Here is a 20,134-nt window from a genome sequence, read left to right on the forward strand (position 1 = left end):
CATGCTGGACGAACTCAATCCGCAGCAGAGGGAAGTCGCCCAGTTGCGCCAGAATTGCGTGGCGATTGCCTGCCCTGGCGCGGGCAAGACGAAAACGATCGCCACCAAGGCCGCACTGCTGCTCCAGGACAGCGCGGCTGTCGTGGGCGCGGTGACGTTCTCGAAAGACGCTGCGATCGAGCTGCGTGAGCGCATCCTTCACGTGGCGGGCAAGGCGGTGAAAAAGCGCCTTGTCGCGGGCACGTTCCATTCGCTCGCCTACAAACAGCTTCAGCGTCCCGGTGGGCGGTCGCCTGACATTGCAAGCGACGGTGACCGCCTCGGGCTGCTTATCCGCGTCATGCAGGATCTCGGGCTCGAGGGAAAGGCCGAAGACGTCATCCCGACGATCGAAAAGATCAAAACGAATTTCGGCCGTTGCGACGTCAACAGCGCCGACGGGCAGTTGTACAGCGCGTATCAGGAGGCGCTGGCGCGCAACGGCAAGATAGATTTTCAGGACATGCTTCGGCTCGCCGTTGAGGGCATGCAGAACGGCACCATCCTGCCGTACCCGTTCACTTACCTGCTGGTCGACGAGTTTCAGGACACTGATCCGCTGCAGTACCGGTGGATCGAGCTTCACGCAAAAGCAGGCTCGGTCGTAACGGTGGTAGGCGACGACGATCAGAGCATCTACGCTTTCCGCGAGGCACTTGGCTATCGCGGCATGGAGTCCTTCATCAAGGAATTCGAGGCCAAACCAGTCGTGCTCGGGAGCAACTATCGGTGCCGCGCCGAAATCCTTGCGGCCGCCGATCGGGTGATCCGCAACAATCCTGACCGCATTCCGAAGGTACTGCGCGCGGAGAAAGGCGCCGGCGGCCGGGTCGAGGCATCCCGGCACGCCGACGAATACATGGAAGCCGAGGCTGCCATTGAGGCGCTGGCGCCCTTGCTGCGCAACGGCAAGACGTGCGCGGTCCTCGCCCGGACTAACCGCATCCTTGATCCGCTCGAGGCCGTCTGCCGTTCGTATGGCGTGAAGTATCACCGCGCGTCGGGGGCATCGGTTCTCAATCGTCCTGAGGGTGCGTTGCTCTGCAATCTGCTGGAGATCATTGAAGGCGTGAAGGCGACGGGGCTTGACGCCGTGCTGGCGCATTCGGGACTGCATGCCGACCATCTGCGTGCGCTGCACGCCAACATGGGCGCGGAGCTTGTTCAGAAGCCGCGGGCGGAGCTGGTTGAACTCGGCATGCCCGAAGACGTAGCGACGAACTATCGCGAATTCATGAAGCGGCTCGCCGAATGGCGGGGGCTCTGCGAGCGGAAGTTCTATTCGTTGGTTCTGTCAGGCGTCAACGAGTGGATGCTCAAGTACACGAAGAAGGAGAATGGCGTCCGCACCATCCAGGCGACGTATGACGTGCTGTCGCGTCTGTCCGGATCGTTCGCCGAGCGGCTGCTGTTCCTCCGGCAGGACAACAACGAGCCCGCTCCGGACGCGCTTGTCCTGACGACGATGCATAGTTCGAAAGGGCTCGAGTGGGATCACGTCTGGATCGCGCGATCCGAAGACACCATAGTCCCCGATGCCAAATCAACCGAGCCAGAAGAGCGGCGACTGTTTTACGTGGCGATGACGCGCGCGCGCGAAACGCTGATGATTTCCGGGACGTCGAAGAACTTCGCGTCGCGGTTCGTTGCTGAAGCCCAGATCGAGCAGCCTGCTCAAGCTGCCTAACTTCCGTGTTCTATTCGAGCGCTGGTTGCAATCGCGCCCCGCCCGAGTCCATATCAAATCTGACGACCGGAAACCTGCTGGGAGTCGTCAGAGCGAGCGAGGCCGGTGCGAGAAAAGACACACCAAACTTCGCGGTAACAAGGTGTTCGCCTTTCGGCAGGTACAGCGGGAGCGCTTCTCCTGTCGCCATCTCGGCTGTGGCTTTACCGTCCACACTGATCGTGAGGCCTGAGAGAGATCCAGATGCCGCGCCAGCGTTTCTGATGATCGTGATCCGCTGCGCGTCATCGTGCGGGGTCGTGTACGTCGTATCTACGATGCGAGTGGCCGGCACTTGAGCAGCCTGCTCCACTGGGACGATGTGCGTCGCGCAGCCGGCGAGAGTAGCGGATGCGAGCAAAAGGGAGATGCGGCGCATTTCAAACCTTTCGGAAGAGGAAAGGCTGCAAGTATGCCCGCATTAGCAATCTGGGAAGTGGTAGCCGTCCTCTTCTTGGCGGGACAGCCGGAAAAAATGGAGGCCCGTGGCTCCCTTTTACCGCTTCTGTCGCCGCGTAAGAGCGCTCCGCGGTGCAGGCTCAGCACAGGCCTGTACTGCGCGTGCACCTCGACCGTCTGGCCATCAACGAGTTCGACCGGAATGTCCGAGGCGGTATAGCCGTGGACATCGACTACTTCCGACGCAGATCAGTCGGTGACCGTCAGGTCCGCGAGGCATGCAGCGAGGGTGCTCAAGAACTCAGCCGGCGGATCGAAGCGGCATCGGCGCGGCGTGTCGGCAGGCATCGCCTGCCGGTTGATGAAACGGCCGTCGCTGAGCATGCAGAAACAGAGCCCATCGAAAGCGGCTTCCTGTGCTGCGGCTTCCCAATCGACGGCGTGGTAAGTCACGTCGGTTCTGAGGCGGTCAGTTACGCTGCGGCGGCGAAGCCGTCTGGGCGTTTGTGCGGCAGCACGTTAGCCAGGGTCACAGCGAGCCAGCTGGTGATCGCTACGCAAAAAAACCCAATTGCCGTGTTGCGCCAGACGCGGCGCGATGTGTTTTCCACGTCGGCACGCGTTTGCGCAAAGCTGGCTTGTGCGACCTCTATCTTCGTCTGAAGTGCTTCGGGTGAGTTCAGGCCGTGTCTGGCCAGAAGCGCCGATGCATCCGCTGGTGGGAGAATGCGTATGTCGCCGGCGAGCTGGGCGAGCCGCAAAACATCGTTTTGAACGAGTGCGGCTCGGGCCATAGCTGAGCCGTTATCGACATAGGCCGAGACCATGTTGACCACGGTCAAAGGCATTGCAATGGAAACGGCTACCGCGGCCCATTTGGTTACTTTCCTTATCTTCATCTTTTCGTACCCTGGCGATCTTCTGAACTTGTCGGTTGTGGCGACTGTGCTGGGAGTTGAGGCAGCGGCCGTCAGACAACTTTTGCCCTGATTGTCAGTGACAAGCCGTTATGCGAGATTGTCATTTCCTGACCACGAACCATGAAGAAATTGCTGGTGGTGCTGAAGTCATCGGCGTGAAGCGTTGTTGATACGTCGATCTTGCAGGCAGTCAGAATGGAGCCGTCGGCTCCGACTCGTGGCGTGAGAGCCAAAGTGACACTCGAGCGCAACTCGGCGGTCGAGCAACCAGTAGCGGCATCACAGGAAGCGAGATAGGGGGTGATTTCTTCGCTAGCAGCGGTTCCTTGTTTGCCGTTGTCCGTCAGAACGTTGTACGACTTTAGTAATTTCCCGTCCCGCGACAGGGTCACCTCATAGAGGACCTTGAACGGGACGGACGCCGTTGATGGCGCGATAGCACGATCCGGGTCGGACAGATGGACTTCCCAGCCGTTTTCCACTGCGAGCGATAAGGCGCGCGCGTCATGGATTGCTGGACATTGCGCGCCGTTGAATTGCGGATTGCCTTCAGCGATTGCGCTCGTGGCAAAAAGGGCTAGGACGATAACAAGGGTCTTTTTCATTCGATTAAACCGCCGTGGATGTTGGTGACGGGTTCGCTGGACTGGTAGCTGCCAGCAGTCGGTTTGATTTAGGCCTTGGCGCGCGATAACTCGGTCACGTTCGACTCGGTACGCTCCTGCGTGGCCGCAGCGGTGGACGTGGCTGCAAGCTCGGGAGCTACGCTCTCGCTGGTTGCCGGTTCGACCGTCAGCATGCGGGCCACGCGCTTAAGCGTGCCGTTAAGCGCGGCGCGCGGACCCAGGCGGATCGTGCCGCAGTACATGATGTCGCCCGAGACGTGCCCGTTGATTTCAAGAGTGCCGCGTGCATGGACGTTGCCGTCGACGCGACCGTCGATACGCACATGGTCGCCCTGGACGCTACCCTTGATTAGACCTCCGTCGCCGACGTGCAAGAGGCCTTGCGTCGAGATAAGGCCCCCGTCGAGCAGGCCGAAATAGCTGATGCCGTGATCAACGATCATGTCGCCGCTGATGGTACAGCCGGCGGAAACAAGCGTGATCGAAAGTTCGTTTTTCATGTCGGGGCTTCCTAGAACATCTTCACTTCGGCAGCCCCGGCACGGTTTTCGGGCGAGGGTCTGGCGTCTGTATTGGACTCTGCGCTCTGCTCCGCGCGAGGGCGCGAGATGTGATGGCGAGCGGGGCGCGCCGGTTTGGCTGCATCGGCGGGTTTCTGCGCCGGCTGCAACGCGGGTGCCGTCTGAGCAGCGACGGCTGGCGCTTCTGCCGTTGTGGTCACCGCCTGCGCTGGCTGCGTCGCGCTCTGCACGGGTGCGCCTGGCCTCCCGACCGCTACGGACTGGGCAGGTGCGGCCGGTGAAGGAGTCGGTTGCTGCGCGGCCGCAGTTGCCTCTCTGCTCGACCCCACATGATGGATCGGCGAGACGGCTGCGAGCTGTGCTTCGCTCGTCAGCGCGGGCGCGGTGCCTGCCGTGGCGGCCTGCGCGCTGTGCGCCGGTGCTTTCAGCGAATCGCGGAACTGGTCGGCTGTCAGGCCAAGGGAGCGTGCTGAGGCAAAGTCGCTCGCGCTCAATGCGGGCGCAGCTGTAACAGGGTGAGGGGGTGTCGCATCGACCTCGCGGTAAGCCGGGGCTTCCTGATTCGCCGGAGCCGCGTTCAGTGCATCGCCTTCTCGGCTGGCGGCCTCCGATGGCGTCGGAGCTGTCGTTGCCGTGCCGTGGCTCGCCTCCAGGTTTTTGTAGAGCGACGCTGCGCCCATGCCAGCCATCGCGACCATAGCGGCAATGGCCAGGGCGATCGTGGCCTGCCGTGCGCGCGGCGCGATCCCCGCAAGACGTTGGTGCAGTGCGCGGGACGACTCGGGTGCTGATACGTCGCCAGCGCCGGGCAAGGCGGCAATCTGGCGGGGAAGGTCGATGACCATCGAGTCCGGGGCGAACTGAGCGTGCAGTCGCTGGATTTCACGAATGTCCATGAAGATGCCTCTTCTCGTTGTCTGGAGTCTGGATTACAGCCTGCCCGACGCTGCGCAATGTCAAGGAAACCTGACCGGCAGTCCCGGAGCCAGCTGGTTCAGCGGCTGTCGTCGGAGTCGGGAAGCAGGACGCCTTCGGGGGCATACCGGTCGTTGTCCGGAATACACAACTGGGGAATCTGCTTGAGGCGTGCCGCGGCAGCGTCCAGCGCCGCCTTGCGGTCGTGAGCCATGATCGAGCGGCCAACGAGGGCTTCCATTGTCTTGAGGAAAAGCTGGTCGTAGATCGTGAGCAGACGCACGAGGCGCCCGGACATCGGGTGCTTGATTTCGAGCGTCACGCGCTCCGGCTCAAGGCCGGTACTGCGACCGTGCAGCCGCCTGGCCCAGGCGAGCGCCTTGCGCAAGAACGCTTCGGCGGTATGGAATTCCGCTTCCAGCGCGAGAAGCTTTCCGCCGCGGGCAACTGTCATCTTTGCTGCGCAGAAGTTGTAGTCGGAGCGGACGAACGTGCGGGCAAAGTCCGAGTAATAAAACAACTCGGTTTTTGCCAGCGTTTCGGGATGGATGCGCGCAAGGCGGTCATCGCTGGTGAGGCGCTTGATGGGGCGCAGTCCGCCCGCGACCGGCTCGGTCGCAGTGGAAGGGGGAATCAGCCGTTCAGGGTCAGCCAGCTCGGGCCTTTCCGTATCGAAGCCAGACATAACGTGTTCTCGGTGTATGTGTTCTCTCTCACATAAATTCTCACTGAACACTGAATAGTCAAGCGGGCAAAAGCTATATCAATTTCGCGAGCTTTCAGACGCCTACACCTGCCATTTGCCCGGATACTTCAATCCATTCCCCGCGTCTCTGACGCATCGACCTCGACTCCAAGCCCGGAGTCCATCTTCTTTCTCCAAGTCGTGCCTTTGGGCATGCTCCGACCGGATAGCTACCGGTGTGGACATCTTCTTGTGCTGAATCTGCCCGCTACAGATTCCCCTATTTCAGCTGTGATACTCGTACCCTGGCCTGCATTCATTTGCGCCGGTACATCGTTCGAGCCCAGGTTTTCGGGTGTTCTCTCTCCAGAGCCTGATCTGGGTAGAACGATCGAAGTAGGCTGATCCGTGATTCCTGCGGCGGAATGTATTTTCCGAAAATGGGCTGTTGCGCGGCGTGACCATGCTGCGCGAGGACGACTTTACGTCCTCTGACAGAGCGCTCCGGTTTTCCGGTGCCGCTCCCTGCACGCCACGTCCCCGGAAGGGACGTGGCGCGTAGGTCACATCTATCCCCGATTCACGAAGCTCGCTCCCTGACCGGAGCGGGCTTTTTTTTCGTCCGTCCATTCCGGATGGGCCTTTCTCAACTGGAGGTGTTTATGTTGTTGCCCGACCGCCTCAACGAGCGTATTGCCGAGGCTATCAAGCATCAGATCGATAACGAGCGTGCCGCTTCGGATACGTCCTCCGATGCCTGGCGCAGCCGCTGTGAAATTGCGCAGGTTGCGATGTACAGCGACGCCCAGCGCTCTGTCTGTATCCACCATGTCAGCGAACGACGCGGTAGCGCCGCAGCCCGGGAGATCGAATCCCAGGCCAGCACGCTACGCACGAACGCCATCTTTTTTCTCGCAAGGAAACCATCATGAATGCAGTCGTCCAGATGTTCGACAACGCGCCTCGTAGTCTGGTCGAAGAGCGCGCAATCCGCCCGCCGATCATTGGCAAGATCCGGCCCGGTATCAAGGTGCTCACACGCAACGCACAGGGCAATCCGGCTGCGGTCAAGATGTACAACGAGATGGTGGCCGCCGGCGATTCGTTCGAGACGATCGGAAAGGTGATCGAGACGAAGCTGAATCTGCGCAATGCACTTATTCCCAGAAACGTCCCGCATTTCACCTGCAGACGGTCGGACTTCTCGAATCCGGACACCGCCGATGAAATCCTGAAGCTCTACGGCGAGGATCGTGGCGACGGCATCAAGCTGCATCGCTTCCCGGTGATGTTCGCCTTCGATGACTGGCTGCGCAACGTGCCCAACCAGATGGCCGCTTACACGACCACGGGACGGCAGTATTTCTCAGAGTATGGCCGTGACGGCAAGCGCTACTGCAAGACGTATGCACCGGTCGAGCGCGATGAGCGTGCGAAGCGGGCGCGGCGGACTTTCGGTGGTCGCCTTATCATCCAGCGTCAGGATGACGACATTCCCGACGGAATCTGCGATCCGCACGTGTGTCCACAGTATCAGGAGCGCAAGTGCAACCTGAGCGCGAACTTCGTATTCGCAATTCCCGACGTGAAAGGCCTTGGGCTGATCGAACTTCCAACGAATTCGATTTATGTCCTGCAGAAAGCGTATTCCGCCATGCAGACTGTCTCGCTCGCGCGAGGCAGGCTGACCGGCACGCGCTTCTGGCTATCAAAGAAGGAATTTGACATCACGCGGATCGACGACAACGGGCAAGCGGTGCGTCAGAAGCAGATGCTCACAGTGCTCGATGCGGATATCGATCTTGGGGCATTGCTGGATGCGGGCGATGAACCGCAGCCGGCGCTGGAAGCCGCGAGCCGGGCAGTTGCCCTGATCGAGGCGGGTGGCAACGTCGAAGTGCTGCCGCAGGCATTGACAGATGCAGGCTCAGCAACCATTGCGCAGATGCAGGACGAAACTGTTGGCGGTAACGGTTCAGATGCCGACGGCGATGGCGAGCCCGAAGAGGGTGAGTCGCTCGAAGACAAGCGTCACCGCATGTCTGATCTGCTCAACCGGCTTGGACTTAACCAGCTGGATCGTCGGGAGGACTTTCGCAAGTTCGCGCACCTGAAGTTCGGGCGTGGCTGGGCGGAGAGACCGGCAGACGTCGATCAGATGAACGCACGCCTCACGGCAGCGCTCGACGATCGCGCTGCGCTCGACGACGAGATCATGCAGGCAAAGACCTACGTCTAACCTCAGACCGGCCCCTTCGGGGCTGGTCGCTCCTTTCTTCTCTTTTCGCGTACCGAGAACCCTTTAGCAAGCGGCACTTGCTCAAGCGTTTTCGACCGCGCATCCCTGCGCATCGAACCCTTCCGCCTGACGGCGGATCATTTCCCTGTCTTGATGGAGTATCAACGTTATGTCGAACGATCTGAGCGCCCTGACGGGTCTGCAGGAGATGCGTTGCGGTGGCTGTGGTGGTGACCTGTTCAAGGTCTTCACCGCGGATCGAACGCAGCGGATCGTTGTCCAATGTCAGCAGTGCATGAGCACGTCGTTTATCGAACCCGTACCTGCGAAGCTGCAGATCAACTGGGGAGAGGGTGACGGCTGCATCACAGTCTTCTAGGAGCATTCAGCGATGCGCAAGGTAGACAACTTCACGCTGTTTTTCGGCGCTGATGACGCGCTGAGCAACTGGCATCCGTGCCGGTTCAGTTATCACGGCGTGGACTTCACCTCGGTAGAACAGTTCATGATGTTTTCCAAAGCCAAGCTATTTGGCGATGAGAATGCAGCGGCAGCAATTCTCGCGGCGCGTCATCCCAAAGATCAGAAGGCGATCGGACGGGGCATGAAAGGTTTCGACCTTGCGACGTGGGAAGGCAAGCGCGAGTCGATCGTTTATGTCGGGTGCCGGGAGAAGTTTTCCCAGAACCCGGGATTGCGCTCGCTGCTTCTGGCGACGGCACCGACCGAACTCGTCGAAGCCAGTCCTTACGACCGTATCTGGGGCGTGGGACTGGGCGAGCGCGACCCGCCGATTCTCGACAAGGCGAACTGGCGTGGAACGAACCTGCTCGGCATCACGCTGATGAAGGTGCGCGACACCCTGTCCCGCTGACGTTTTCAACTGCGCCACCTGGCGCACCACCCATTGAGGCTGCCCACGGGCGGCCTTTTTCTTTTTCAGGAGGCGACATGAGAATCGCTCATATGTCTGACCTGCATTACTCACCGGAAAACCTCGATGAGGCCGACCGGTGCTTCTCGTACGCGGTCGATGATGCGCTCAATCGCTGCATGGATGTCGCAGTGATCTCCGGCGACTCGACAGACCACAGGCTCGATGCACATGCGCCGGCGCTAAACCGGCTGGCGACAAACATCAACCGTCTGTCGCTCGGTATGCCGGTTCTTATGCTGCAAGGCACGTTTTCGCATGAGCCGCCCGGCACGCTGCGTAACTTCGCGCTGATGGGAACCACTCACCCGGTTTTCATTGCGGAGCGCGTGCAGCAGGTCAGCCTGTTCGAGGGGCGTTTCTTCGAATCCGCAGGCCCTGTCTTCAACGACGAAGAGCTTGCGAGCGTGCTGAAGCTTGGCGCCGACGTTGTGTTCACCTGTTTGCCCTCCATCAACAAGGGGCAACTGGCGGCCGCGGTCGGCGCGAAGAATGCAGCAACCGGGCTTGAGGCGGTGCTGGGTGACTATCTGACAGCGGCTGGGCGCATCAATGCACGGCTTCGGGCAGCAGGCATTCGAACGGTCGGTGTATCGCACGGCACGGTCAACGGTTGCACGACTGAGCATGGCGTCACGATGGCGGGCTTCGATCACGAGTTTTCACTCGGTGCATTGTTCGAGGCCGAATGCGATGCCTTCATGCTGGGCCACATTCACAAGTCGCAGCAGTGGGAGCGCGGTGGCCGTGTTATTGCCTATGCGGGTTCCCCTGGCCGGTTTCACTACGGCGAAGAAGGTGACAAAGGCTATCTGGCGTGGGACGTTGAGACGGGGAACGCGAGAGCGTGGCTTGTTCCAACGCCGGCGCGGGAGACGGTCTGCGTTGACTTCGACGGCCCTCCGGACATGGAGCGACTCGCTGCCATTGCTGCTGAGGCAGGCGACAAGTTCGTTCGTGTTCGTTGGCAGGTGGACGAGGAGCATCGTCAATCGGTAGACCGGGACGCAATCGAAGCGCTGTTCGCTGGCGCGTCGGCTCTCAAGCTCGAGCCGCGCATCCTGCCGGTCGTTCGCTCGCGATCCCAGGGCATCAGTATCGAGCCGACGGTCGAACGCAAGATCGAACGGTGGGCCGAGCATGCGAACGTTGAAGCTGCGCCGATCGTTGAGCGGTTCCGGTTGCTCGATTCCGGGTATCCGGAGGCGATTGCTGCCGCGGTGCTGGCCGGCCTTACCGATGAAATGGTAGGCAATGCTGCCGATGGCGACGCTGCGGCAGCATTGCTGCCTGAGCCAGTCTCCTCGTCAGAAAGCGACACGGTGCCTGACGCGACGGTCGAGGTCGTGACCGCCGCGCAAAAGTCGTGGCTCGAAGATGATCTGTTTGCAGCGTAGTTTGCTGCCCGAATGCGGGAGAGGCCGGTATGGCTCTCCTGCAGTGGAACTGTAGCCCTGTTCCGATAGCTATCGCAGCTATCGAAACGAGGTTTCACCGCGTCTTACGACGCATCGATGTAGTCGTTGCTTCACCTTTCTCAGCAGTTTCATTTTCTTTTACCCTGGCGGGGAGCGATCCCTACCGGGCGCACTCCGCCTGACAACAATGGAGTGCAATCATGTTTGGTCTTTATCCTGCCGGTTCTGACTGGGTTCGCGTGTTCGCCCTGGACGATCAGGACGTGCGCGACATCCAGAAGTCACTCGTCGACCATGCTGGCTTTACGCCCGCAATTCTTCACCAACCCTTCGGTAAGGATCGCGGGGCGGTGCTGGTGCAGTCCGGCCCGATGCTCGTCCTGCGTGCAACGACGCCTGGTGCGAATCAGGTCGCTGTCACGGCTGCCGTTGAAATGCAGCACCTGCTCTGGTCGTATCACACGGGCATGGCGACGCAGTGGTCCCCGTTGGAGATTCGTACCCTGACCGGCTATGCCGGGTGGGACGAACTCCTCACGTGTGGCCGCCGCGAATTTGCCCGGGCCTGTGAAAAAGTCGAGGCAGCTATCGCAGGCAAGCTTCATGCGCCTGTGGCGGTTGCAGAGAGAGTCGACCCGATGGTCGAGCCTTTTCCCGACGATGACGATGTCGCCTTCTATTCGCGTATGGCAGCAATGTCCGAATCGATGGAGGTGTCGTCATGCGGCCTCTGAAACTGACGCTCGAAGGCTTTTACGGCGTTCGTGACGGGATGAGGCGCGAGAGCGTCACACTCGATCTGGAGTCGTTGCCGGAAGGCCTGATCGCGCTTGTCGGCCCTAACGGGGCGGGCAAGACAACGATCATGGATAACCTGCATCCGTATCCGATCATGCCTTCGCATGCCTCGATGCTTTCGGTCGATGCCTTTTCGTATTGGGACCACATCTGTGGCACCAGTGCGCTGAAGGAACTTGAGTGGGAGCACGACGGTATCCGTTACCGCTCGACGTTTTCGTTCAGGAAGCCCGGCAAGACAGGCAAGGCGGAGTATTACCTTGCATGGCGTGGATCGGACGGCGCGTGGCATCCCGTTACTTTGCCCGACGGCACAGTGTCGGACGGCAAGGCGGCGACGTATAACCGCTGTGTCGAAGCCATCAACGGCTCGCTTCAAAGCTTTTTCACCAGTGTCTTCTCCGCGCAGAACCGCCGGCCGCTCGCGTCGTATGGCGCGGGAGAGATCAAGACGCTGCTCGCGGAGATGCTCGGCATAGAACATCTGAAGGCGCTGTCGGCGAAAGTCGGCGACGTCGCGAAGATTCTTGGCCGTGCGCTCGATGAAATCCAGACGGACCTGACTGCACTTGCGGGCAAGCGGCAGCGTAAGGCGGATGTCGAACGCTCCGTGCTTGCACAGGGCGAACTTCTACGCGATACGCGTGCACAACGCGATCTGAAGCTTGAGGAAGCTGCGAAGCTGACTCAGGAGCGTGCGACGCTGGCCGCGAAGGCGGGCGAATCGGCAACTGCCGAAGCTCGTCTGCGCGAACTATCGGTCCGCGCGCAAGAACTGGTCAAGGGCGTGAAAACGCTCGATGGCGATGATCGGGCAGCAGCCGCTCGGAGCCAGCAGCGCGTGAATGTCCTGAAGCAGACGGTGACGACTCATCAGGCGACGCTTGCCCGCAGGGAAGCGATTCTGGGTGCGGCGGCGAAGCGCGATGCAGCGCAACTGCTGATCGGTCGCGAGGAGGCGAAGCTGGAGCCTCTGCAGCGTGTAATCGCCGATCTGGAAGCGAAGCAGGTCAGTCATGCGACGCTTCAGACCGCGCTTTCGGGCCTCATGACGCAGGGGCAGACGAAAGCCGCCCACTTCGAGACGTTGACGAAGCAGGCTGCAGTCGTAGACCAGGTGCCGTGCGTGGGGCATGCGATGCATGCCACGTGTCCGTTGCTGAGTCAGGCGCTGCAGGCTAGATCGCAGGCAGAAGAGCAACGTGTGTCGGTGGCCGAACTTCGCGCGCAGTATCGCGAAAAGAAAGCGCAGGCCGACCTGCTGGCTCCGGTTGTCGCGGAGCTTGCGGCAAAACGCGGCGAACTTGCTGTGTTGACCCGCACCCTGAGCGACGCTCGACGTGATCTGCAGGCGGCGACTGAACTCGCTGCCAGCAAGCCACTCCTTGATGCTGCTGCGACGGGCCTTGAATCTGCCAACGCGGAGCTTAGGGACGTCGCGGAAGAAGCGGCTGCGCGAGCTGCCCGATACGAGTCTGAAAAGGCACGTATGACGGCGGAGATGCTCAGAATCCAGCAGGAGTCTAAGCAGCTTGCAGCCGTCGATGTGACGGCCGCAATTGCAGAGACCGACCGGAAACTGGCCGAAAATCGCGAAGCAGTCGCCGCGCTCGAGGGCAGGATCGAAGGTGCGATCCGCGCCCAGACAGTGCTACAGGCTGAGGCAAACGGACTGGATGTAGACCTGAACGGGTTCTCTGCTACGCAACGGCGCGCCGACCGGCTCTCCGATGAAATTGCGCAGTGGAAGCTGCTTGCGAAAGGGCTCGGCAACGACGGCGTCATTGCGTTGACGATCGACGATGCCGGTCCCGCACTGGCTGACACCGTCAACAGGCTGCTGCTTGCCTGTTACGGCACACGCTTCACGGTCGAGATCCGCACGCAGCGCGCGCTGGCAAATGGCGAACTGCGGGAGGGTTTCGAGATCCTTGTGCATGACGCCGAAGCCGATAGCACCAAGTCGGTGTCGGTGATGTCCGGTGGCCAGAAGGTCTGGATCAACGAGTGTCTGACACGTGGCATTGCGCTTTATCAGGCGCAGAACACTGGTCAGCCCTACCAGACGCTTTTCAGTGACGAGTCCGATGGTCCGCTCGATCCGCAGCGCAAGCTGCAGTTCATGCGGATGAAGCGGGAGGTGCTGAGGCAGGGTGGGTATGAGCGGGAGTTTTTTATCTCGCAAACGCCCGACCTTGTCAGCGAAGCCGACGCCGTGATTGACGTCCAGGCGCTGGCCGCGTGACGCAACTTTCTTAACCCGGTGGGGAACGCCCCCCACAGGGCGTTTCTCGCTTTACCTTCCCCTTCTTCGAGAAACCACTATGGAAAATCTTTTGATGCTGCTTGTCGCGGCAGGCTCGTCGTCGCTTTGCGCCTGCACTGCGCAGCCACAGGCGCACGCCGTAAGCGCCGGTCCCCCTATCGTCGTCCAGGCCCCGCGAGGTGAGCCCGGCGACTTTCGCGTTTGCCCGGGGCAGGCTGATCACGTATCCGCGCAGTCATCCGAAGACCTGCACCTGAGCAGGAATTGCAACGCCCCGGCGCCCTCTCAGGGCCGGGGCTTTTTCCGGTAAACCACGGAGCTTCCCATGAAAAAACAGATTGTCATTGCGGCGGTGGCCGGCGCGCTGGTAGCGGGCGCTGGCCTGCTATGGACGCAACCTGCTTTCAGCGCGACAAATGATGTACAGGTCGCCTTTTCGCCGGACGGCGGTGCGGAGCAGCTTGTGCTGCAAACCATCCACAGCGCGCGGCAGTCGATACGAATGATGGCCTACTCGTTCACTGCGCCGCCAGTCGTTAGAGCATTGCTCGATGCGAAGCGGCGCGGTGTGGACGTGGCAGTCACTGTCGATTACCGCAGCAACGTCGACGAAGACCGTAGCGGAAAAGCTGCGGCCGCAATGGGCGCACTCGCATATGCAGGTGTGCCGGTCATTGTCGTTCGCGCATTCCCCATCCAGCACAGCAAGTTCCTGGTAGTGGACAACGCGACCGTCGAGACCGGTTCGTATAACTACAGCCAGGCGGCCGCGCGCGTGAATTCGGAAAACGTGCTGGTGCTGTCGAACCATCCTGAGATTGCAAAAGCATATCTGGATGACTGGAAGGCAGTGACGTCCCAGGGCGAGCCGTACCGGGCCCGCTAACGGCGACACAGCCTCGCTATTTTTCTATGACCTCGCGGGAAGCGATCCCGCCGGGGTCGCTCCGCATTCACTTGTGGAGTTTGTATGGTTGATGCAGCACTACCGTCCGCGGCGGCCGCTATACCTCGCTGGCTGGCGCCGTACGCAAGTGGCGAGAAGCAGGCTGGTCGCAAGCGGTAATGGCGTACGCCGATTACTACTGCGTCGATGGCAGCGCTGACGATGATCCCGAGGTTGAGGAGCGTTTGATCATGCACCGCCCACCGATGGTGGGCTATGCGAGTCGTACTGGCACGCGCCGCAACCTCGATGCGCTGGCGCTTGCCGGCTGGCGTCTCCTCGTTTCGGCGAAGGGCGAGCACCGTACCGAAGGGATGCGCTACGCGATTGACAACGGCGCGTGGACGGCTTACCAGCGAGGCGAGCCGTTTGACGAGTCCGCGTTTCTCGCGGTCGTCGACAAACTCGGCGAGCGCGCTGACTGGATCGTCCTTCCCGATGTCGTTCAGGGCGGCCTCGCGTCGCTCGACTTCTCATTGCGGTGGATGGAGCGTCTGCGAGGCATGCCCTCGCAACTGCTCATTGCCGTGCAAAACGAAATGCAACTGGAGGACGTCGCGCCATATCTCTCGCCCGTCGTTGGAATCTTCATCGGCGGATCAACCGAGTGGAAGGAATCGACAGCCGAAGCGTGGGGGCTACTCGCGCGTCGACGCAATTGCCATTTGCATGTCGGTCGGGTCAACTCGGCGCGCCGCATTCACATCTGTGCGGCCGCCGGTGCGGACAGCTTCGACGGTAGCGGGCCGAGCCGCTATTCCAACGCGTTGCCACGGCTAGACCGGGCGACTCGGCAGCCTGATCTTTTCGCAGCGGCCGACCAGTCGCTCGAAGAGGCACAGGCAGCAAGTCTGGGTCTGACCTTGTAACGAACACATGATTTTTTAACCCTTTCGGGAGCCGATCCCGAAAGGGCAGCTCCCATTTTTATCCTGGAGCGAACGATGGACCATGACATTCAAACTCTGATGGAAAACGCCATTGCATCGATGCAGTCGTATATCGAGCAGGGGTATTCGCTGGCCGCTGGTGTGAGCGGTGGCAAGGACAGTACGTGTGCGATGGTGTTGATGCTCGAAGCAGTGAGGCGCGCGAAGCACGTAGCGCCTGGCGTCAGGCATTACATCACGTCGTCAGATACAACGATCGAGAACCCGAGTACCGCGAACTTCCTGCACGCGATGCTCGATGAGGTCGCGATGTTTGTGGAAGACAGCGGACTGCCGGTCGAGATCCACGTCACACAGCCTTCGCTCGCCTCACAGTTCGTTGTCTCAACCATCGGGCGAGGCACGCTGGTCCGAACGCCTGAAAACGGTGTGCGAGACGGCAAACGGATGAGAGTATGCGCCGATTCGTGGAAGGTGCAGCCACAGGGCAGACTGCGCGCGCGTCTTGAAAAGCAGGCGTCATCTGCCCGCGTGAAGGAAATTATCAGCGTCGTTGGTACCAGGCTTGATGAGTCTGCTGTGCGCCGCGTCGCAATGACCGAGCGCAACGAGCAGGCTGACGTCGCGACACGGCAGGCTTCGGGGTCGCTGTCACTTTCTCCGCTCCGGGACTGGACCTCTGACAATGTCTGGTCGATGCTGGGATGCATGGCGAATTCTTCGCTCGGGTTCAGCAGCCCGCTGGAACCTGCAACCGTCGCACGCCTCTCGGATATCTACCGCGCTGGTAATGGCGGTGTTTGCGGTGTAGTAGCAGGCGAGAGTGGCGCACGTGCAGCTTGTGGTTCCAGGTTCGGCTGCAGTTTCTGCGCTGTCACAGGCGCTCGCGACAAGTCGATGGAGTTCATGATTCAGGAGCCGGAACACGCGCACCTGAAGCCGTTGAATGACTTCCGCAACTATCTTCTTGCTATCCAGTGGGACCTCTCACGCCGTGAACTGGTGGGCAGGACATTGAGCGATGCCGGGTACACGCGGATTCAGGCCGATACCTATCGATTCCTGGAACGCATGGCAATGTTGAGGATGCTCCTCTCAATCGATGCGAACGAGCGGGACAGGGCTGAACAGCATTCGGGGGATTTGGCGTCGGGCGTCATTGCCGACACGGAGCACAACCGGACGCTGTGTGATCCGCAGTTCGAGTTCGTTATGCCGCAGCAGCTTGTGGCAATCGATTTCTTCCTGTCGATGCATCACTACGCACCGCATGCCTTTCCCGCGATGGCAGCGTGGCATGACGTCAACGTGCTGGGTCGCAGATACCCGGTGCCTCACGTTGAGCCAAGGCCCAAGGCGGACATCGCATTGCACGGCTGGTACCCGGTAGGTAAGTACGACCGGGAGGCACCAACGGTCGGACTTCGTGATTTTGATGCGGAGCAGTGGAACCGCTATCGGCATTCAGGGCGTGCAGGCTGGTACGCGCGCACGTCAGCGGGGGAGCAAACTGTGTACTTCGAGGAGGCCTCGCAGTTTGAGGTGGATGCGGAAGCCGCTTGTGAGTTCGTGACTTGCACGTATGACACAGCTTTCATGCTGAAGACGCAGAATCACGAAGCAATGGATTCGGCGCGTTTCTGGCTGAACGAGGGCTTCGTGAAGCTTCCTGTTGGCATGGCGCAGCGGTATCAGGAAATGGCAAAGAGGGGGCAGTATTTCAACAGGCTTGCCCAGCGTCTGAACCTGACTCCTGACGAGTTGGACTTGCACCTGATTAAACACAGTGTGAGTGACGCGGCGCATACGGCGATGCTTAAGCCTGTTTCGCCGCAGTTTGACCTGTTTGCCGCCGCAGCATGAACGGCGTGCGGCAGTAAACTTTCGAAAACCCCGGGGCTAATACCTCGGGGTTTTTTTTCGCCAAGCGGAAAATCGGACGTATGCCCGCCTTGGTTGCAGGCGTGTGTCGAGGGCGGACTTCCTGTGTCAGCTGCGAGCGCCGAGAGCGCGTTCGATCTTCCTGTCGGATTTGTACTGGCTGATACCGTCCGCGTGAACTATAAAGACAGCTGACGCGCGGAGGCCGCCATGTGGATATGCACCGGCTGTCGGATGATGGTGACGCTGGAGGTCGCCTTGCCAGAGATGGACGAGGAGGGCGTTTATTTCATCTGTCCGGTCTGTCGCCGCCGCAATCCCTTGGCAGCCCTCCCTCGCAAGCATCCAGACGATCCCCTGGAACTCGAGCAGCCCCCGCCAGTACGGCGCTGAGCGCGCCTGATGTCAGCGCGGACGCCAGATACGCGGCGAGACGAGCGGCGTCACGCGCCAGAATTCGCCGTCTCGCGACGCGGTCGCATAGGGCGTGCGAAAAGCGCCGAGTTTGACGAGCGCGGAACCGCTCGTACTCGTGTAGTGGAAGCCCATTCGGATCAGGGCTTCAGTGCAATAACGGCGGCGGAGCGTTGCATAGATCTTCGGTTCTTTTCGACGCATATGTTTGGTCTGCTATGAAGGATCGCACACAGACGTTTTTACAGCAGACCGCAACATGTCAAGCGTCGCGACATCTGGTCTCGCACGCTCCCGGGTGCAGCCGGGCGGCCAGTAGCTCACTCCGTGAGCCAGTAGCGCATGCATAGTGCAGGCATTCACCACTGGGGAGCGACACAGCATGACGCGCAGCGACGCCTACCGGGATGGATTCAGCAACGCCATCAGCCAGCGTCTCCGCTGGGCCACTTATTCGCCTTCGGTCTGTCACTTGTCGCCGCTGCCGAGTTCGCTGTGCTTGTGCGAATGCGTCGCACCGTGCACAAGCTCATAGACCGCGCCTTTGCCGGTACGTGTCGGCGGGAAATGTTCACCCTCGACGCATGTCACTTCGAACGCTGCCTTGCTGTCGCCTTCGTGAACGACCTTGTAGATCCCGGACGTTTTCACGATCTCGCCGGGTTTGTGCTGCTCTGCCATAACTTGCCTCCCTGATCGAATCGGACGCAAAAAGAGGGCAGCAAGCCCGATGCCCGACGGGCTCGGGAAGCCCCTCAACCGTCGCGGTTCAATTTCCGGTAGGCGTTGTAGTGGCGGATTGCCTCTGTCTGCTGGCCTAGTTCCTCAAGGATGCGCGCCGCGTTGAAGTGAGCGTCTGCAAAGTCGTGTTTCAGTTCAATACTGCGCCGGTATGCGATCAGGGCCTGCTCGAGGCGGCCCGAGTCTTCCAGCGCCACGCCGAGATTGAAGTGAAGCAGGTGATGGTCCGGGTTTTCCAGCAGGGCGTTACGCCATATCTCGATAGCGTCGTCGTCGCGGCCGCACTCCGACAGCAGGCATCCAAGGTTCAGGTACGCATCGAGATAGATCCGGTCCGATTCAATGGCGCGCCGGTAGCCGGCTTCGGCGCCGTCCACATCGCCCTCAGCTTCCCTTGCGGCAGCGTCCGCGAATTCGTCGGGCGCGCGGCGCTTTTGAATCTCCCTGACGTTGCCCGTACCGCCGCAATCGGGCGTCGGCTCAAAATCCAGCAGTAACTGGCCAGTGTGGGCGTCCCACGGTCCGTCGCGGTCCTGCACGGCGACGTCGGCGCCGACGGCAGTGATCCGGATGGCCGTGAGGTCCTTGTCGGGCGACCAGGTCGCACGCAGGTTTTCCAGTGCTCGCACGATCTTGCGCGGCGGGATGCCCGCCTTTCTCAACGAATGGGCGGTGCGCAGCATGACGACGTCGCGGAACGAAAACAGCGTCTCCCTGCCGTGGCCGCGCGCCGGCTGGACGAACCCGCCTGCGACAAGCTGAGTGATTACGGTTCGCGAGACGCCCAGCATCCGCTGCACGTCACGCATGCGAAAACGTTCTTCGCGGGTCATGCTATTTCCGGGTTCCTGTCTTTCTGGCCGGTGCGGGCGCGGCGGGCATTTCCGCAGTTGCAGTACGGCGCGCCGACTTGCGCTGCTTCGGCGCGACCGGCTCGGCGGCGGGCGCGGCGGCCTCGCGTTTTTGCTTCACGGCCGCCGTACCTTGTCCCTTCAGGCTCGCCCGCAGAGCCTCGACGAGGTCGATGATCTCCGCGCCCTCGGGCTGCGCGGCGGGCTGCAGGGTGATCTTCTTTCCCGCGATTTTCTGGTCGATCGCGGCGAGCAGGCGTTCCTTTTCCTCGTCTTTAAACTCCGTCGGGTCATACGAATCGACGCGGTACTGCTCGATAAGCTGTTCGGCGAGCTTCAGTTCCGCCGGCTGCACCCCGGGCCTGTCAATGCCGATCGCCGACTGCGCCCTTACCTCGTCGGCGTATAGAAGCTGCTGGAGGATGAGCCCGTCCGGTCCGGCACGCACCTGTGCGACGTTCTGTTTTCCCTTCATGACGAACTTGGCGAGCGCGCAGGTGCCGGTTTCGGTCATCGCCTGCGCGAGTAACTGGTAGGGCTTCGCGCCGCGCTTGTCGGGCCCAAGATAGTAAGCCTTGTCGAAAAAGATCGGGTCGATGGCGTCGGACGGTAGGAAGGCGACAATGTCGATACTGTGGCTGGCGGTCGCCTCAAAGGCCTCGAGCTCGGACGGCTCGAAGACGACGTATTTGTCCTTCTCGAACTCGTATCCTTTGACAGTATCCGAACGCTCGATGACGGCCTGATGGGCGGGGCAGTAGAGCTGCTGACGCACCCGGGCGCCGCAATCCTTGTGCAGCATGTTGAAACTGACGGCAGACTTTGATTCGGTCGCCGAGAACATACGGCATGGAATCGACACAAGCCAGAAGCTGATCGTCATCGAAGCAATCGAACGCGGAGCGGCCATGGCATCCTCCCGTTG

At 60.8% G+C, this 20,134-nt stretch carries 22 protein-coding genes; 11 read left to right on the plus strand and 11 right to left on the minus strand.

All coding sequences use genetic code 11. The features are described from left to right. Position 1: 1 nt before the first annotated feature. Positions 2 to 1,726 carry an ATP-dependent helicase gene (locus tag G5S42_RS43550; RefSeq protein WP_176112737.1) on the plus strand — a complete coding sequence of 575 codons (1,725 nt, stop codon included), beginning with the start codon at positions 2 to 4 and terminating at the stop codon, positions 1,724 to 1,726. A gap of 10 nt (positions 1,727 to 1,736) precedes the next feature. On the opposite strand, the gene G5S42_RS43555 is transcribed toward G5S42_RS43550, so the two are convergent. The 7 genes from G5S42_RS43555 to G5S42_RS43585 all read right to left on the minus strand — a co-directional run bounded on the left by G5S42_RS43555 (position 1,737) and on the right by G5S42_RS43585 (position 5,831). Beyond that, positions 1,737 to 2,144, minus strand: coding sequence for a hypothetical protein (locus tag G5S42_RS43555; protein WP_176112738.1), 408 nt, complete (start codon positions 2,142 to 2,144; stop codon positions 1,737 to 1,739). A 269-nt stretch (positions 2,145 to 2,413) separates the two neighbouring features. Further along, complete coding sequence (locus tag G5S42_RS43560; protein ID WP_176112739.1) at positions 2,414 to 2,617, minus strand: hypothetical protein; 204 nt, start codon at positions 2,615 to 2,617, stop codon at positions 2,414 to 2,416. 20 nt (positions 2,618 to 2,637) lie between these two features. Further along, positions 2,638 to 3,063 carry a hypothetical protein gene (locus G5S42_RS43565; RefSeq protein ID WP_176112740.1) on the minus strand — a complete coding sequence of 142 codons (426 nt, stop codon included), beginning with the start codon at positions 3,061 to 3,063 and terminating at the stop codon, positions 2,638 to 2,640. A gap of 71 nt (positions 3,064 to 3,134) precedes the next feature. Further along, positions 3,135 to 3,689: a hypothetical protein gene (locus G5S42_RS43570; protein WP_176112741.1), complete on the minus strand. Its 555-nt coding sequence runs from the start codon at positions 3,687 to 3,689 to the stop codon at positions 3,135 to 3,137. Positions 3,690 to 3,757: 68 nt separating this feature from the next. Further along, entirely contained in the window at positions 3,758 to 4,210 is a 453-nt protein-coding gene (locus G5S42_RS43575; protein ID WP_176112742.1) for a bactofilin family protein, read from the minus strand. An 11-nt stretch (positions 4,211 to 4,221) separates the two neighbouring features. Then, positions 4,222 to 5,127: a hypothetical protein gene (locus tag G5S42_RS43580; protein WP_176112743.1), complete on the minus strand. Its 906-nt coding sequence runs from the start codon at positions 5,125 to 5,127 to the stop codon at positions 4,222 to 4,224. A gap of 98 nt (positions 5,128 to 5,225) precedes the next feature. Continuing rightward, positions 5,226 to 5,831 carry an AcaB family transcriptional regulator gene (locus tag G5S42_RS43585; protein ID WP_176112744.1) on the minus strand — a complete coding sequence of 202 codons (606 nt, stop codon included), beginning with the start codon at positions 5,829 to 5,831 and terminating at the stop codon, positions 5,226 to 5,228. A gap of 665 nt (positions 5,832 to 6,496) precedes the next feature. Between G5S42_RS43585 and G5S42_RS43590 the strand changes: the two genes are divergently transcribed. The 10 genes from G5S42_RS43590 (at position 6,497) to G5S42_RS43635 (ending at position 17,185) form a co-directional block, all read left to right on the plus strand. Continuing rightward, on the plus strand, positions 6,497 to 6,763 hold the full coding sequence (locus G5S42_RS43590) for a DUF7696 family protein (protein WP_176112788.1): 267 nt from the start codon (positions 6,497 to 6,499) through the stop codon (positions 6,761 to 6,763). Continuing rightward, the gene (locus G5S42_RS43595; RefSeq protein ID WP_176112745.1) at positions 6,760 to 8,070 is read left to right on the plus strand and encodes a recombination directionality factor; all 1,311 of its coding nucleotides are present in this window, start codon (positions 6,760 to 6,762) and stop codon (positions 8,068 to 8,070) included. The genes G5S42_RS43590 and G5S42_RS43595 overlap by 4 nt, the downstream gene beginning before the upstream one ends. 169 nt (positions 8,071 to 8,239) lie before the next feature. Then, positions 8,240 to 8,449 carry a hypothetical protein gene (locus tag G5S42_RS43600; RefSeq protein WP_176112746.1) on the plus strand — a complete coding sequence of 70 codons (210 nt, stop codon included), beginning with the start codon at positions 8,240 to 8,242 and terminating at the stop codon, positions 8,447 to 8,449. A 12-nt stretch (positions 8,450 to 8,461) separates the two neighbouring features. Continuing rightward, positions 8,462 to 8,944, plus strand: a complete 483-nt coding sequence (gene ybiA / locus G5S42_RS43605; protein WP_176112747.1) for a riboflavin biosynthesis intermediates N-glycosidase — start codon at positions 8,462 to 8,464, stop codon at positions 8,942 to 8,944. 77 nt (positions 8,945 to 9,021) lie between these two features. Continuing rightward, a complete protein-coding gene (locus G5S42_RS43610; RefSeq protein WP_176112748.1) occupies positions 9,022 to 10,401 on the plus strand; it encodes a metallophosphoesterase family protein in 1,380 nt (459 codons plus the stop codon). Positions 10,402 to 10,622: 221 nt separating this feature from the next. After that, positions 10,623 to 11,156: a hypothetical protein gene (locus tag G5S42_RS43615; protein ID WP_176112749.1), complete on the plus strand. Its 534-nt coding sequence runs from the start codon at positions 10,623 to 10,625 to the stop codon at positions 11,154 to 11,156. Then, positions 11,144 to 13,465 carry an AAA family ATPase gene (locus G5S42_RS43620; RefSeq protein ID WP_176112750.1) on the plus strand — a complete coding sequence of 774 codons (2,322 nt, stop codon included), beginning with the start codon at positions 11,144 to 11,146 and terminating at the stop codon, positions 13,463 to 13,465. The genes G5S42_RS43615 and G5S42_RS43620 overlap by 13 nt, the downstream gene beginning before the upstream one ends. Before the next feature lie 346 nt (positions 13,466 to 13,811). Further along, positions 13,812 to 14,372, plus strand: a complete 561-nt coding sequence (locus tag G5S42_RS43625; RefSeq protein WP_176112751.1) for a phospholipase D family nuclease — start codon at positions 13,812 to 13,814, stop codon at positions 14,370 to 14,372. A 251-nt stretch (positions 14,373 to 14,623) separates the two neighbouring features. Then, positions 14,624 to 15,301, plus strand: coding sequence for a hypothetical protein (locus tag G5S42_RS43630; RefSeq protein WP_246392642.1), 678 nt, complete (start codon positions 14,624 to 14,626; stop codon positions 15,299 to 15,301). A 75-nt stretch (positions 15,302 to 15,376) separates the two neighbouring features. Then, the gene (locus G5S42_RS43635) at positions 15,377 to 17,185 is read left to right on the plus strand and encodes a phosphoadenosine phosphosulfate reductase domain-containing protein (RefSeq protein ID WP_176112752.1); all 1,809 of its coding nucleotides are present in this window, start codon (positions 15,377 to 15,379) and stop codon (positions 17,183 to 17,185) included. A gap of 423 nt (positions 17,186 to 17,608) precedes the next feature. Here the strand turns inward: G5S42_RS43635 and G5S42_RS43640 are convergent, their stop codons facing one another. From G5S42_RS43640 to ku, 4 genes are all read right to left on the minus strand, one after another. Continuing rightward, entirely contained in the window at positions 17,609 to 17,821 is a 213-nt protein-coding gene (locus G5S42_RS43640; RefSeq protein ID WP_176112753.1) for a hypothetical protein, read from the minus strand. A gap of 264 nt (positions 17,822 to 18,085) precedes the next feature. Continuing rightward, the gene (locus G5S42_RS43645) at positions 18,086 to 18,298 is read right to left on the minus strand and encodes a hypothetical protein (protein ID WP_176112754.1); all 213 of its coding nucleotides are present in this window, start codon (positions 18,296 to 18,298) and stop codon (positions 18,086 to 18,088) included. Between the two features lie 74 nt (positions 18,299 to 18,372). Continuing rightward, positions 18,373 to 19,191, minus strand: coding sequence for a tetratricopeptide repeat protein (locus G5S42_RS43650; protein WP_176112755.1), 819 nt, complete (start codon positions 19,189 to 19,191; stop codon positions 18,373 to 18,375). A gap of 1 nt (position 19,192) precedes the next feature. Further along, the gene (gene ku, locus G5S42_RS43655; protein WP_246392643.1) at positions 19,193 to 20,119 is read right to left on the minus strand and encodes a non-homologous end joining protein Ku; all 927 of its coding nucleotides are present in this window, start codon (positions 20,117 to 20,119) and stop codon (positions 19,193 to 19,195) included. Positions 20,120 to 20,134: the final 15 nt, after the last annotated feature.

The organism is Paraburkholderia youngii, from assembly GCF_013366925.1.
Taxonomy (GTDB): domain Bacteria; phylum Pseudomonadota; class Gammaproteobacteria; order Burkholderiales; family Burkholderiaceae; genus Paraburkholderia; species Paraburkholderia youngii.

Coding starts and splice junctions, on each gene's coding strand:
- G5S42_RS43635 (WP_176112752.1), top strand. CDS start 15,377: ATGGACCATGACATTCAAACTCTGATGGAAAACGCCATTGCATCGATG.
- ku (WP_246392643.1), bottom strand. CDS start 20,119: ATGGCCGCTCCGCGTTCGATTGCTTCGATGACGATCAGCTTCTGGCTT.
- G5S42_RS43565 (WP_176112740.1), bottom strand. CDS start 3,063: ATGAAGATAAGGAAAGTAACCAAATGGGCCGCGGTAGCCGTTTCCATT.
- G5S42_RS43575 (WP_176112742.1), bottom strand. CDS start 4,210: ATGAAAAACGAACTTTCGATCACGCTTGTTTCCGCCGGCTGTACCATC.
- G5S42_RS43650 (WP_176112755.1), bottom strand. CDS start 19,191: ATGACCCGCGAAGAACGTTTTCGCATGCGTGACGTGCAGCGGATGCTG.
- G5S42_RS43615 (WP_176112749.1), top strand. CDS start 10,623: ATGTTTGGTCTTTATCCTGCCGGTTCTGACTGGGTTCGCGTGTTCGCC.
- G5S42_RS43580 (WP_176112743.1), bottom strand. CDS start 5,127: ATGGACATTCGTGAAATCCAGCGACTGCACGCTCAGTTCGCCCCGGAC.
- G5S42_RS43645 (WP_176112754.1), bottom strand. CDS start 18,298: ATGGCAGAGCAGCACAAACCCGGCGAGATCGTGAAAACGTCCGGGATC.
- G5S42_RS43585 (WP_176112744.1), bottom strand. CDS start 5,831: ATGTCTGGCTTCGATACGGAAAGGCCCGAGCTGGCTGACCCTGAACGG.
- G5S42_RS43570 (WP_176112741.1), bottom strand. CDS start 3,689: ATGAAAAAGACCCTTGTTATCGTCCTAGCCCTTTTTGCCACGAGCGCA.
- G5S42_RS43640 (WP_176112753.1), bottom strand. CDS start 17,821: ATGCGTCGAAAAGAACCGAAGATCTATGCAACGCTCCGCCGCCGTTAT.
- G5S42_RS43595 (WP_176112745.1), top strand. CDS start 6,760: ATGAATGCAGTCGTCCAGATGTTCGACAACGCGCCTCGTAGTCTGGTC.
- G5S42_RS43620 (WP_176112750.1), top strand. CDS start 11,144: ATGCGGCCTCTGAAACTGACGCTCGAAGGCTTTTACGGCGTTCGTGAC.
- G5S42_RS43555 (WP_176112738.1), bottom strand. CDS start 2,144: ATGCGCCGCATCTCCCTTTTGCTCGCATCCGCTACTCTCGCCGGCTGC.
- G5S42_RS43610 (WP_176112748.1), top strand. CDS start 9,022: ATGAGAATCGCTCATATGTCTGACCTGCATTACTCACCGGAAAACCTC.
- ybiA (WP_176112747.1), top strand. CDS start 8,462: ATGCGCAAGGTAGACAACTTCACGCTGTTTTTCGGCGCTGATGACGCG.
- G5S42_RS43630 (WP_246392642.1), top strand. CDS start 14,624: ATGCACCGCCCACCGATGGTGGGCTATGCGAGTCGTACTGGCACGCGC.
- G5S42_RS43625 (WP_176112751.1), top strand. CDS start 13,812: ATGAAAAAACAGATTGTCATTGCGGCGGTGGCCGGCGCGCTGGTAGCG.
- G5S42_RS43550 (WP_176112737.1), top strand. CDS start 2: ATGCTGGACGAACTCAATCCGCAGCAGAGGGAAGTCGCCCAGTTGCGC.
- G5S42_RS43600 (WP_176112746.1), top strand. CDS start 8,240: ATGTCGAACGATCTGAGCGCCCTGACGGGTCTGCAGGAGATGCGTTGC.